General features: G+C 35.2%; 12 protein-coding genes, 1 tRNA gene, 1 other RNA gene and 1 other annotated feature. Of the genes, 10 read left to right on the top strand and 4 right to left on the bottom strand.

Annotated features, from left to right (window positions below):
• Window positions 1–917: 917 nt before the first annotated feature.
• Complete coding sequence (gene guaB, locus DEX24_RS16305; protein WP_109307446.1) at window positions 918–2,384, top strand: IMP dehydrogenase; 1,467 nt, start codon at window positions 918–920, stop codon at window positions 2,382–2,384.
• A 62-nt stretch (window positions 2,385–2,446) separates the two neighbouring features.
• Here guaB and pdxR read toward each other — a convergent pair whose 3' ends face one another.
• On the bottom strand, window positions 2,447–3,862 hold the full coding sequence (gene pdxR / locus DEX24_RS16300; protein WP_109307445.1) for a MocR-like pyridoxine biosynthesis transcription factor PdxR: 1,416 nt from the start codon (window positions 3,860–3,862) through the stop codon (window positions 2,447–2,449).
• Between the two features lie 292 nt (window positions 3,863–4,154).
• Window positions 4,155–4,373 (top strand) — a binding site (T-box leader).
• Between the two features lie 88 nt (window positions 4,374–4,461).
• Here pdxR and serS point away from each other — a divergent pair.
• Window positions 4,462–5,742: a serine--tRNA ligase gene (gene serS / locus DEX24_RS16295; RefSeq protein ID WP_109307444.1), complete on the top strand. Its 1,281-nt coding sequence runs from the start codon at window positions 4,462–4,464 to the stop codon at window positions 5,740–5,742.
• Between the two features lie 144 nt (window positions 5,743–5,886).
• The gene (locus DEX24_RS16290) at window positions 5,887–6,792 is read left to right on the top strand and encodes a LysR family transcriptional regulator (RefSeq protein ID WP_109307443.1); all 906 of its coding nucleotides are present in this window, start codon (window positions 5,887–5,889) and stop codon (window positions 6,790–6,792) included.
• Window positions 6,793–6,814: 22 nt separating this feature from the next.
• On the opposite strand, the gene tadA is transcribed toward DEX24_RS16290, so the two are convergent.
• Window positions 6,815–7,321 (bottom strand): tRNA adenosine(34) deaminase TadA, encoded by a 507-nt coding sequence (gene tadA, locus DEX24_RS16285; protein ID WP_109307442.1) that lies wholly within the window; start codon window positions 7,319–7,321, stop codon window positions 6,815–6,817.
• Window positions 7,322–7,447: 126 nt separating this feature from the next.
• Here tadA and DEX24_RS16280 point away from each other — a divergent pair, with 126 nt between their 5' ends.
• Complete coding sequence (locus tag DEX24_RS16280) at window positions 7,448–8,086, top strand: deoxynucleoside kinase (protein ID WP_109307441.1); 639 nt, start codon at window positions 7,448–7,450, stop codon at window positions 8,084–8,086.
• Window positions 8,083–8,757 (top strand): deoxynucleoside kinase, encoded by a 675-nt coding sequence (locus DEX24_RS16275; RefSeq protein WP_109307440.1) that lies wholly within the window; start codon window positions 8,083–8,085, stop codon window positions 8,755–8,757. Before DEX24_RS16280 ends, DEX24_RS16275 begins: the two co-directional genes overlap by 4 nt.
• Before the next feature lie 42 nt (window positions 8,758–8,799).
• Here the strand turns inward: DEX24_RS16275 and DEX24_RS16270 are convergent, their stop codons facing one another.
• Together DEX24_RS16270 and DEX24_RS16265 are read right to left on the bottom strand one after the other, a co-directional pair.
• A complete protein-coding gene (locus DEX24_RS16270; RefSeq protein ID WP_109307439.1) occupies window positions 8,800–9,228 on the bottom strand; it encodes a DUF4395 domain-containing protein in 429 nt (142 codons plus the stop codon).
• Window positions 9,229–9,638: 410 nt separating this feature from the next.
• A tRNA-Ser gene (locus tag DEX24_RS16265) sits at window positions 9,639–9,731 on the bottom strand.
• A 178-nt stretch (window positions 9,732–9,909) separates the two neighbouring features.
• Here DEX24_RS16265 and ffs point away from each other — a divergent pair.
• The 5 genes from ffs (at window position 9,910) to DEX24_RS16240 (ending at window position 13,276) form a co-directional block, all read left to right on the top strand.
• An RNA gene (gene ffs, locus DEX24_RS16260) (signal recognition particle sRNA large type) lies at window positions 9,910–10,175 on the top strand.
• Window positions 10,176–10,323: 148 nt separating this feature from the next.
• A complete protein-coding gene (dnaX, locus tag DEX24_RS16255; RefSeq protein WP_109307438.1) occupies window positions 10,324–12,090 on the top strand; it encodes a DNA polymerase III subunit gamma/tau in 1,767 nt (588 codons plus the stop codon).
• A 29-nt stretch (window positions 12,091–12,119) separates the two neighbouring features.
• The gene (locus tag DEX24_RS16250) at window positions 12,120–12,437 is read left to right on the top strand and encodes a YbaB/EbfC family nucleoid-associated protein (RefSeq protein WP_109307437.1); all 318 of its coding nucleotides are present in this window, start codon (window positions 12,120–12,122) and stop codon (window positions 12,435–12,437) included.
• Window positions 12,438–12,449: 12 nt separating this feature from the next.
• Entirely contained in the window at window positions 12,450–13,046 is a 597-nt protein-coding gene (gene recR / locus DEX24_RS16245) for a recombination mediator RecR (protein WP_109307436.1), read from the top strand.
• 14 nt (window positions 13,047–13,060) lie between these two features.
• Window positions 13,061–13,276: a YaaL family protein gene (locus tag DEX24_RS16240; RefSeq protein WP_109307435.1), complete on the top strand. Its 216-nt coding sequence runs from the start codon at window positions 13,061–13,063 to the stop codon at window positions 13,274–13,276.
• Window positions 13,277–13,631: the final 355 nt, after the last annotated feature.

The following is a 13,631-nucleotide window of genomic DNA, read 5'->3' as shown; positions in this document are numbered from 1 at the left end:
TAAGCTCTTTAGCGCCGATGGTAGTTGGGGGTTTCCCCCTGTGAGAGTAGGACGTCGCTAAGCACATGAAGAAACCACGTTGTGGTTTCTTTTTTTTGATGATAAATAAGTGTATTACATCCTTTTAGATGCCATTATTTACTGGAGCAAGTAGTTCGAGGAAGCGACAGAAGTGAGGACGCAACGTACATGAGTACGTGAGGATCAAATGACTGGAAGCTGACGAAGAAATGCGCGGCTCCAGTGAACAATGACTTTCTCCCAGTGAGAGTAGGACGGCTAAGCACATGAAGAAACCACGTTGTGGTTTCTTTTTTTTGATGATAAATAGTGTATTACATCCTTTTATTTTCTCTGTTTTGTTGAAAGGAAGGAATTAGTTGTAAAATAATCGTATTAAAAATTAATAGAGTGGTTGTGCTAAAAAAATGAGTTATTTTTGAGTATAGCCTCCTATAAAAAAAGAGTTTATCTGATATAGATAATTTAAACAATCTTACAGCCATCATAAATCGTGTTATTAAGTGTTAGAAGCTGTTTTAATAGGGATACTGTAGATATTTATTGAAATGAATTTAAAGTCATTAGAGCGCATGCTAAGTACGAAATATTACATATGCTCTATTCTAGAAAATTCAAAAATAAAGATAAATACGTAGGTGTCAGTATGTAATAAAATAATTATAATTATTCATTATATATATGTTATTTAAGTCTTTATTTTAGTAATTATGTATGAATTACAGTACACTGTTTAAATACAAACAAGTAAAAACTACAAGGAAGCGTTCTCATTGTTACGCCTTTAATAATGGGAAAAATCGGAATACTCTTTTATTTCCGAGCTTCTTGACAGTAGTGGATTACGTTGTTAATCTTACAAGTAATATATTTTTTAATAGGAGGAATTACAGAACATGTGGGAAACAAAATTTGCCAAAGAAGGCTTAACATTTGATGATGTATTATTAGTACCGGCACACTCTGAAGTATTACCGAAGGAAGTAAATTTATCGGTGAAGTTAACTTCGAAAATCACATTAAATATTCCAATGATTAGTGCGGGAATGGATACTGTAACTGAAGCGTCTATGGCTATTGCAATGGCTCGTCAAGGTGGACTTGGAATCGTGCATAAAAATATGTCGATCGAAGAACAAGCTGATCAAGTTGAAAAAGTTAAACGCTCTGAAAATGGCGTTATTACAAATCCTTTCTTCTTAACTCCAACTCATCAAGTGTTTGATGCAGAACATTTAATGGGCAAATACCGTATTTCTGGCGTTCCTATCGTAAATAATGAAACTGAATTAAAATTAGTAGGTATTATTACAAACCGTGATTTACGTTTTGTACAAGATTACTCATTATTAATTGATGATGTCATGACAAAAAAAGATTTAATCACAGCTCCTGTAGGTACTACTTTAGCTGAAGCTGAAAATATGCTTCAACAATATAAAATTGAAAAATTACCAATCGTTGATGATGCGGGTGTATTAAAAGGTTTAATCACGATTAAAGATATTGAAAAGGTTATGGAATATCCAAGTGCAGCAAAAGATAGCCATGGTCGTCTTTTAGTTGGTGCAGCTGTTGGTGTTACAAAAGATACTATGGTACGCATTGAAAAATTAGTAAATGCACAAGTAGATGTAATCGTCATCGATACAGCACATGGCCACTCTGAGGGTGTACTGAATACTGTAAGAGATATTCGTTCGAAATTCCCAGACCTTGATATTATTGCTGGTAATGTTGCAACAGGTGAAGGAGCAGAAGCCTTATTCAATGCTGGTGCTGATGTTGTTAAAGTAGGGATTGGTCCTGGGTCAATTTGTACAACACGCGTAGTTGCTGGTGTAGGTGTTCCTCAAATTACTGCAGTATATGATTGTGCTACAGTTGCCCGTAAACTAGGGAAAACAATTATTGCTGATGGTGGTATTAAGTATTCTGGTGATATTATTAAAGCTTTAGCAGCTGGTGGACATGTTGTAATGTTAGGTTCACTACTAGCAGGTACTTCAGAAGCGCCAGGGGATACTGAAATTTTCCAAGGTCGTCGCTTTAAAGTATATCGTGGTATGGGTTCTGTATCAGCTATGGAAAACGGTTCAAAAGATCGCTATTTCCAAGACGATGCCAAAAAATTAGTTCCAGAAGGTATCGAAGGTCGTTTACCATATAAAGGCGCTTTATCAGATACGATTCACCAATTAGTTGGTGGTGTACGTGCAGGTATGGGTTACTGCGGTACAAAAGATCTTGCTGATTTACGTGACAATGCACAATTTGTTCGTATGACTGGTGCTGGCTTACGTGAAAGTCATCCACATGATGTTCAAATTACAAAAGAGGCACCAAACTATTCTCTTCAATAATAAAATTGAGTAGTAAATATAAAAAAGATTATGTAACAGCTACTGCTGTCGCATAATCTTTTTTATTGTTGACGACTAATTTGCCAAGCATTCATGAGGCGATGAATAGAAGGAATGATTAGCTGCTCATCAATGCCACCAAAGCCGAGTAAAAAATCTTTTTTCTGTGTTACAAGATTGCTAGGTGTCATACGATAATGATCGATTGGTGCAATACGAATACCTTGTTGTAAAGCGATTTTTGCTAAGGTACTGGCAGATTGACTGTGAATGACAGTTAAGACAATATGCATACCTGCTTGTTCACCTGATATTTTTACTGTTGGTGCATAATGTGATAGTGCTAATGTTAATTTTTCGATTTTTTTGCGATAAATTTTCCGCATGCGATTTAAATGTTTTGCGAAATGACCATCCTTCATAAATTGAGCTAAAATATGCTGCTCAAATCGTGGGACCGTCGATGTATAGTAAGTAAATAAATCATTGTAGCGTGTCAGAAGTTGTGGCGGTAAAACAAAAAAGGCAATACGTAGAGAGGGCATTAAAGATTTTGAAAAAGTGCTTATATAAATAACTGTTTCACGATGATCCATGCTTTGGAGAGAAGAAATTGGTTTTCCAACATAGCGGAATTCACTATCATAATCATCTTCGATAATAAAGCGATTATCTTTTTCAGCAGCCCAATTAAGCAATTGGGCACGCCTTGATGCGGATAATACAGCACCGGTTGGGAACTGATGAGAAGGTGTAACATATGCAATATTTGCTTGTGTACATTCTAAATCATGTATATTTATACCATCTTCATCAACATCTATAGCTATTGTTTTTTGGTAGTATTGAGTGAAAATATGATGTGTTAATTTATAGCCTGGATTTTCTATTGCATAGACATTATAATCGCCAAATAATTTCATCATCATCGGTAGTAATTGTTCGGTACCAGAACCAATGACAATTTGTTCTGGAGAGCAGTGGATACCACGCGATTGATATAAATAATGAGCGATTTCTTCTCGCAATGAAAATTCACCTTGTGGAGAACCAATTAACAACAAATCCTTTTCATGAAAATCTATGGCATCTTTTGCATACTTTCTCCATATCGTAAATGGAAACGATGCTGTATCAATATGACCAGGGTGGAAATCAATTTCAATGGTAGGAGATGGTTCTTTTATAGAAGAAATCACTGCTTTTTTCGTTTCAATATATGCTAAATCCTCCACGTCCTCTACAAAATAACCAATACGTGGTTTTGCTATAATATACCCTTCAGCAACGAGTTGAGCATAGGCTAATTCAATCGTTGTTTGACTGAGCATTAAAAACTCAGCTAATTTTCTTTTTGAGGGCAATTTTGTATGTACAGGGATAACGCCCTCTATAATACTTTTTTTAATTTCCTTATAAAGTTGTTCATAAAGAGGAATAGAAGAATTTTTTTCTAATTGAAACATGAGCATGTCCATCGAATCACTCCTTGTGATCTTGCTACTATTAATTGGATTTTTATCAGAGTCTCTCTTCTTTATCATTCCTATTATACTAAATAGTGGGAGTGTTGGACATGGCAATTCACATAGTACAAATTATATAGAATACGAATTAGCGATGAAAAATAATATATAAATATATATCCATCATCTATATTAGATGCTGATTTTTTACATATTCATTACTTTCAAGGATCGGATTGATGAAATTTAATAGTAACGACTTGCGAAACAATCGAATTTATTGTAAAGTATGATTAAATTAATATTTATTACGATGATAGGAAGTAGTAGCAAAGTAATGCTTTTATAGAGAGTCGGCGTTTGGTGAAAGCTGATAAAGTATCTTGTGAATCCGTCCTGGAGTTGCTCAGTCGAATAGATAGTAGACTGTAGCCGGCTTATAAAGCCGTTATAAATTAAAGCGGATTAGGCTTTTTGTGTCTAATCAATTAGGGTGGCAACGCGGGTAGCTCTCGTCCCTTTCCATAGGGGATTGAGGGCTTTTTTGTGCCTTTTTTTTGCAAAATTTATAAAGGATTTTAAGTTATCGAAAACGAATTGGAGGAATCAACATGTTAGACATTAAACGTGTTCGTGCAAATTATGAAGAAATAAAAGAAAAATTAAGCCATCGTAACGAAGATTTAGGGACTTTTGATCATTTCGAGGAATGGGATACGCAACGTCGTGAATTAATCGCGAAAACAGAGGTCTTAAAAGCCGAGCGTAATAAAGCAACCGAAGCAATTGCTCAAAAAAAACGTAATAAAGAAAATGCGGATGCAGAAATTTTACAAATGCGTGAACTAGGTGATGAAATTAAGGCATTGGATGCTCAATTGAATGAGGTAGAAGAAAAATTCAAGTATATGATGATGCGTTTACCGAATATCCCACATGATTCTGTACCGATTGGTTCAGAAGAAGAAGATAATCAAGAAATATATAAATGGGGAACTGTTCCGACATTTGATTTTGAAGTACAGGCGCATTGGGATTTAGGAACAAACTTAAATTTAATCGATTTTGAACGTGCGGGTAAAGTGGCCGGTAGTCGTTTTGTATTTTATCGTGGAGCAGGTGCTCGTTTAGAACGTGCACTATGGAATTTCATGATGGATTATCATGCTGACAAACATGGCTATGAAGAAATGTTACCACCGTATATGGTAAACCGTGAAAGCCTAACAGGCACAGGTCAATTACCAAAATTTGAAGAGGATGCTTTTTTAATTGAAAAAGAAGATTATTTCCTCATTCCAACTGCTGAAGTGCCAGTAACGAATTTTTATCGTGATGAAATTTTATCAGGTGATTTATTACCGCAAGCATTTAATGCATTTAGCGCAAGTTTCCGTTCTGAAGCCGGCTCTGCTGGTCGCGATACACGTGGCTTAATTCGTCAGCATCAATTTAATAAAGTCGAATTAGTACGCTTTGTTAAACCGGAAGATTCATACGAGCAATTAGAGTTATTGACAGGTCATGCAGAAGCAATTTTACAAAAATTAAACCTACCATATCGTAAATTATTAATGTGTACAGGCGATCTTGGTTTTACAGCTGCTAAAAAATACGATTTAGAAGTATGGATCCCGGCACAAGGTACTTATCGTGAAATATCTTCATGTTCAAACTTTGAAGATTTTCAAGCCCGTCGTACAAATATCCGTTTCCGTCGTGAAGCTGGAGCAAAACCTGAATATGTTCATACATTAAATGGTTCTGGTTTAGCAATTGGACGTACAGTTGCTGCAATTTTAGAAAACTATCAACAAGAAGATGGTTCTGTAGTTGTACCAGAAGTATTACGTCCATATATGGGTGGCTTAGAAGTTATTACAGCAAAATAAGTAGAAAAGATGAGGTCATTTAAATGACCTCATCTTTTTCATCTTTTAAAGACGTAAATAGACCGTTAATTATATAAAAAGAGGTATAACGTCATTCTTTAGAGAATAGTGTTACAAGAGAAAATAATAAATGGGAGGGCACTTATGGAGATCAAAGATATGTTGGCATTTGTGGCGGTTGTTGAATATGGTAGCTACACGAAGGCATCTGTCGCAACTTTTGTGTCTCAGCCATCACTTAGTAAAAGTATTCAAAGATTAGAAAGTTTATTGGATATAGAATTGCTTAGACGTTCTACTCGCTTATTGGAACTTACAGATGCGGGAGATATCGTCTATCACCAAATTTTAAAAATTGTTCGAAATATAGATGATATGCAACATCAACTTCATGACTTGAAAAACACGCAACGTGGTAAATTAAAAGTAGGTATGCCACCTTTACTGGCAGCGTTATATTTCATGGGAATTTCGGAGTTATTTCATCATGAATACCCAGATATCGAAGTGGAACTCATGGAATATGAAGCCAAGGAAATTTTACAGTTTGTGGATACAGATAAGGTGGATTTAGCCATTGTTATGTTACCTGTAGATGAAAAAAAATACGATATCACACCATTTATGACTGAAGAATTTGGCGTATATGTTGATAAAAATCACCCATTAGCACATCATAAATCACTTACGGTAGCCGCGTTAGCTAATGAAAAATTTGTCATGATTGCTGAAAATTATGCACTGCATAATGTCATTGTCGAACTGTGCAGGAAAAATGGTTTTTCACCAAATATTGTTTATAAGAGTTCGCAATGGAATTTATTGGTAGAGCTTGTTGCTTCAAAAAGAGGCATCTCCATTTTGCCAATAATCGTCAATGATAAGCAAGTAAACGATCAGGTGGTCGTCATTCCATTTGAAAATAATACTGCACCATGGGAACTTGTTACGATTACGAAGAAAAATATGTATCAATCATTTGCAGTCAGAAGTTTTTTACAGATATCACAATCTTTTTTGCATAGCTTACCAAGGGTTTTGAACGTATAACTAATAAAAGACTCGCAGAAGTTTATTCTTCCTGTGAGTCTTTTAATTTGCGTAACCGTTTCTCTTCTTTTTTTCTATTGCGAAGTGCTTTAAAAAAATCGCTTAATAACTGGCTACATTGCTGCTGTAAAATACCCTCTGTTATGTCACACTCATGGTTGAGACGATTGTCACTCAGTAAATTATAAAGTGAATGAACACTACCCGCTTTATGATCACGAGCACCATAGACAACGCGTGGTATACGACTTTGTAAGATGGCACCAGCGCACATAGGACATGGTTCCAATGTGACATACAAAGTTGTATCTTCTAAACGCCAACGATTTTGTATTGTGCAAGCTTCCTGAATCGCCATCAATTCAGCATGCATGACAGCATTGCGTGTTGCTTCACGTAAATTATGTGCACGTGCAATCACTTCGCCCTCATAAACGATAATTGCGCCAATAGGTACCTCACCTATTTCGGCAGCTTTTTGTGCTTCTTCAAAAGCTATAGCCATGTATTCTTCATCAGTCAAAATCATAGTACACGCTCCTTATAGCAATAGTGTAGCATGCTTTGGAAGCAACGCGAAAGGGTGTTACTCCATGTCAGCATATGATAAAATAAAGAACATTGATTAAAAATGAGCGTGAAAGGGAGATTTTTGATGCCTGTTCCATTTATAGCAGTTGAAGGGCCCATTGGTGTTGGAAAGACATCATTGTCACATAAAATAGCCGATGTATTTGGCTTCGAATTATTAAAAGAAATAGTTGATGAAAATCCATTTTTAAATAAGTTTTATGAAGATATTGATGAGTGGAGTTTTCAAACAGAAATGTTTTTCCTATGTAATCGATATAAACAATTGAGAGACATTAAAAGAGATGCAATTGATCATAAAAAACCTGTCGTAGCAGATTATCATGTTTTTAAAAATTTAATTTTCGCTAAACGTACTTTGCAAAGTAATGAATACAATAAATACGATAAGATCTATACTATTTTAATCGAAGATATTGTTACACCTAATATTGTCATTTATTTAGATGCTTCTGTTGATACTTTAATGAAGCGTATAGCAATGCGTGGTCGTGAATTTGAACAAATGATTAAACGCGACTATATGGAGCAACTCGTTGTGGATTATCAAAAATTTATTGAACGATTCGAAAAAGAAAACCCGGAAATCCCTGTTGTACGTATTGATGGAAATGTTCATGATTTTGTGAATAATCCATACGATTTAGAAAAGATTCTTCAGCAAGTAAAGGATGCACTCGAAAAAAGGAGTTTGAACAGATGAATTTAAGAGAAAAATATAATATACCAGCCAATGCGGTCATTACGATCGCTGGTACTGTTGGTGTTGGAAAATCAACGATGACAGAAGCTTTGGCGAATGCTTTGAACTTTCGTACATCCTATGAAAAAGTAGATTCGAATCCCTATTTAGATAAATTTTATGATGATTTTGAAAAATGGAGCTTTCATTTACAAATTTATTTTTTAGCAGAGCGCTTCAAGGAGCAAAAACGTATTTTTGAATATGGTGGTGGTTTTATTCAAGATCGATCTATTTATGAAGATACAGGTATTTTTGCGAAAATGCACTATGATAAAGGAACAATGACACCCATTGACTATGAAACATATACGAATCTTTTTGATGCGATGGTTATGACACCGTACTTTCCACATCCGGATTTATTGATTTATATTGAAGGCTCTGTTGAAGATATTATTGGTCGTATTGCAGAACGTGGACGTCCAATGGAACAACAAACAGATCGTAGTTATTGGGAAGAAATGCACGGTCGTTATGAAGACTGGATTAATAATTTTAATGCATGTCCTGTATTGCGTTTGGATATTAATGATTATGATTTATTGGATAATCCTGAAACAATCGATGTAATCGTTGAAAGAGTAGGACAATTTATTGAACAGGCACACCATCTACGTAAAGGTGAATAAAAAACCCGCAGAAAATTAAATTTTCTGCGGGTTTTTAAATGATTAAACTGCTTGTTTTTTGATGCGATATTTAAATTGTTTGATTTGGAAAAATAAAAAACAGCCAATACAAAAACCTAGAATCGCAATGCCTGAAGCAAGAATGACCATAGTGGTAAATAGATAACCAATAATTGATACACCAGTAATAAAACCAATCAATCCAATAGTTAAACAAGATATGGCGATAATTGAATTGAATTTTTGTTGTGTGATGTCTTCAGGAATATATTCACTGGGGTTTTTCTTTAGAAATAAACGAGCAAGTTTCATAAATGGATTAAAATTAAAAAATAGACCAAGTAAATTTGCTGTCAGTGGGATAGCCAAAAGCCAGGGTGATTGGAAAATCAAAGCTGAGAGAGCACTCAATAAAATAGTCCACTGATTGACACGCACAAGTGGTCTAGGAATAGATAATGGTTTTGACATGTTATAACCAACCTTTCAGATAGGTAATTGTGTATTTATAATAACCTATTATGATTGAAAATGACAATATAAAAACTTTAGTATGTATTACGTTGCTTTAAATATAATTGAATGATTGTACAATAAGATGTTTAAAATAAAAAAGCCAGAGACAAACGTATTTTCAACAGAGAAAATCCCATATGATTTTTCGAAATCATATGGGATTATTCATTTCAATCACTTTCCGCTGCGAAAAACGCTTTCCGTGGACATTTCTTCAAATGCCTCGTCACTGCGTTCCTGTGGAGTTTTCTGCGCATTCAGTTGATTTGATGATTCGTATTGGAGACATCCTATTTTTGTTCTGTCTCAAGATCTAAAAAAATCCAAAAAAAAATCGTTACGCAATCGTAACGAGTAAGAAAAAATGGAAGAGGAAGAGGGATTCGAACCCCCGCGCGATTTGACTCGCCTGTCGGTTTTCAAGACCGATCCCTTCAGCCAAACTTGGGTATTCCTCCATAAAATTATATTGTTTCTTTCTGACAAGTAATACTTTATCATCTCAATAACTTTAGGTCAATAGTTTTTTGAAAAAACATTATAGAAAAATAAAAAAACGTTTTTTCTATAGTAGAATATAAATACTTCGTAGCTTTAGGTTGATTTTTTTACGGAACCTTAGTAAACTAGTATTTACCGTGCTAGGTGGGAAATTAGCGGTGTCCTGTAACTCGCAATCCGCTTTAGCGAGACTGAATTCCTTTTCTAGGTTGTCCGAATTGTAGAGCAGCCTTTTGCACGTAGTGTTGACGATTGGGTCCTGCGCAATGAGTTCCCACGAACCATGTCAGGTCCGAGAGGAAGCAGCATTAAGTGGTCAAACTTATGTGCCGCAGGATCGCCTAATCTGAGCTAACGACAAAAGTAACGTTTATGTTCGGCTGTCAAAAAAAGGTGCACGGTATTCATGTGTATATTCAAAACTCACTCGATTATCGAGTGAGTTTTTTTATTGTTCTAGGTAATATTGTCGTTGCATAAAGAAGAATACATAGTAGCACTATGTTATAATATACAATAATAAAACTCGGCGAAAAGGAGATTGAAACGTTGACATATCAAGCATTTTATCGAGTATATAGACCCCAATTATTTAGGGAAATGTCCGGCCAAACGCATGTGAAACGCACATTGCAAAACGCACTTCTTGCAGATAAAACAACGCATGCCTATCTTTTTTCTGGACCACGTGGTACTGGGAAGACCAGTGCGGCGAAAATTTTTGCTAAGGCGTTAAATTGTGAAAAAGCACCAGCAGAAGAACCATGTAATGAATGTGCAACATGTAAAAGTATTACAGATAATGCCCATCCGGATGTTATTGAATTCGATGCAGCCTCTAATTCAAGAGTAGAAGAAATTAGAGATATTATTGAAAAAGTTCGTTTCGCACCCGCGAGTGCACGCTTTAAAGTTTATATTATCGATGAAGTGCATATGCTTTCTACTAGTGCATTCAATGCCTTACTGAAAACATTAGAAGAACCACCAGCCCATGCGAAATTCATTTTGGCTACTACAGAGCCACATAAAATACCAGCAACTATTATTTCACGTTGCCAACGCTTTGATTTTAAACGTCTTTCTTCTATAGATATTGTAGAGAGGATGAAAGTGGTATTAGATGATATAGATAGAAGTTATGATGAAAAAGCTTTAAAAGTTATTTCTCAAGCTGCTGCAGGCGGGATGCGCGATGCATTAAGCATGTTGGATCAAGTTGTATCATTCAGTGATGATGAAGTACGTTTGGAAGATGCTTTATTTGTGACAGGGTCTATTAGCCAAGACATTTTTTATGAATTAGCAGAACATCTACAGAAAAAAGATGTCGCACAAGTTTTACATCTTTTAGATCAGTTGATGGATGAAGGAAAAGATGCGGTGCGTTTAGCGGAAGATTTAATTACATTTTTCCGTGATTTACTTTTAATACAAACTGCTCCTGATTTAGGCGATTTATTAGAGTTGGCTTCCTCGGAAGATAAATTCCAAGTATTGGCGAACGACTTCTCATTAGAAACTTTATATAGCTATATTGATACTTTGGCAAAAACACAACAAGAAATGCGTTATTCACTTCATGCAAAAGTATACTTAGAAACAGCGCTATTAAAAATGCTGCAAGGTTCAATCCGTCAAAATACGATGAGTGCAGTCGCAATAACGCCAAATACCGATGCTATGCCAGAGTTTCAAAACCTACAATCAAAAGTACAAATGCTTGAAAATCTTGTACATCAAATGCAAAGTGGTCAACAGTTACAGCAAGCACCACAAGGACAAAGAGCAAAAACAAGACCAAAAACAACATCTACATTTCGTGTACCAACAGGGCGTGTATCCGAAGTATTAAAAGTCGCAACGCGTGCAGATATTGGTACTATTAAAGGTGCTTGGGCCGATGCAATGAATCAATTGCCTAAGTCTCAAGAAGCACTACTTGCTGATTCGGAGCCAGTAGCCGCATCAGACAATGCTTTTGTGTTAAAATTCAAACATGAAATACTTTGCCAAATGGCTGCAGAAAATAAAGATCTAAGCGAGCACTTTACTCAATTGTTAGCAGGACTTACAGGGAAACAGTATGAAATGATCTTCATTCCTGAAAATGATTGGGAAAAGGTACGTTCAGAATTTGTGGCAAAACATCGAAAAGAGTCTCATGACGATTCCAAACCAGTAGATAACTCTGGAAATGATGTTCAAGAGCCTGTACAATCGTTGTTAGAAGAACAACAAATAGCTTCGCAAGATCCATTGGTATCTGAAGCAGAGAAGTTATTTGGTAAAGATTTTATTCAAATAGAAGAATAAAAGTTCGTAAATAAAAGGAGGACAACAACATGCGCGGTATGGGAAATATGAATAATATGATGAAACAAATGCAAAAAATGCAAAAGAAAATGGTGGAAGCTCAATCAGAGTTAGAAACTGAAGTTTTTGAAGGTACAGCTAGTAATGGTCTAGTGAAAGTAATTATTACAGGTAAAAAAGAAATTAAAGAAGTTGTAATTAATCCTGAAATCGTCGATCCAGATGATGTTGAATTATTACAAGATATGATTATCATTGCAACAAACGATGCAATTAAAAAAATGGATGAAAAAACAAACTCTACAATGGGTCAATTCACACAAGGATTAAACATTCCGGGGTTATAGGGGGAAATCACTATGCATTACCCAGAGCCTATTTCCAAATTAATCGATAGTTTTATGAAACTACCAGGCATTGGCCCGAAAACCGCCTCTCGCCTGGCTTTTTTTGTATTAACAATGGAAGAGGATACTGTCTTAACTTTTGCTAAATCATTAGTAGATGCGAAACGTGATTTATCATACTGTTCGGTGTGCGGTCACATAACAGATATTGACCCATGCAATATATGCCAGGATTTATCACGTGATCGATCAATTATCTGTGTTGTGCAAGATACAAAAGATGTTGTCGCAATGGAAAAAATGCGCGATTATAGTGGTTTGTATCATGTATTACAAGGAGCTATCTCTCCAATGGATGGTATTGGTCCAGAAGACATAAATGTACCTTCGCTTATTAAACGACTGCAAAATACAGAAATTGAAGAATTGATATTAGCTACAAACCCTACTATAGAAGGAGAAGCCACCGCAATGTATATTTCTCGACTTGTAAAACCATCCGGTATTAAGACTACACGAATAGCGCATGGTCTACCTGTTGGTGGAGATTTAGAGTATGCAGATGAAGTGACGCTTTCTAAGGCAATAGAGGGAAGAAGAGAAATATAAAGCGAGGCAAAATAATGTTCTTTAATAACAAACAGAAATTACGTAAAGAGTATGATGCTAAGCTCGTTCATCTAATCAGACAATCGAAACAAGATCTCGACAATCTTCAACAATTAGAAAATCTTGTCGATGACTTTAGTTTAGATACGATTGCTCAAAAGAAAATAGCAGAGAGTAAATACTTTTATCTATTTAAAGAGGCGCGAATACGTAGAGTACAACTTAAATGATGAAAAGATGTTAAGAATGTAATTCTTAACATCTTTTTTTTATAAATGCTTGCAATCAGTAAATGATAGTGGTATATTAATTGAGTTGCTAATTCAGCAAATGATTTATACATAAAAATAAATTTTAAAGTTGTTGACAAACGACAAAGGATTTGTTATTATATATAAGTCGCTAATGAGTGACGCAAATAAAAAATTATAACGGTTAAAAAAAGTTGTTGACAACTTAAAGTTATGATGATATAATAAGTAAGTCGTTAAGGTGACTTTGCGACAACAACAAAACATGAACCTTGAAAACTAAACAAGCAGTGAAGTTAATCAATATAAAGTCTTACAAACTTTAATTAGTGCG

Source organism: Kurthia sibirica (assembly GCF_003143975.1).
In the GTDB taxonomy this organism is placed as follows: Bacteria; Bacillota; Bacilli; order Bacillales_A; family Planococcaceae; genus Kurthia; species Kurthia sibirica.
This window is presented reverse-complemented; position numbering and strand designations above follow the sequence as displayed.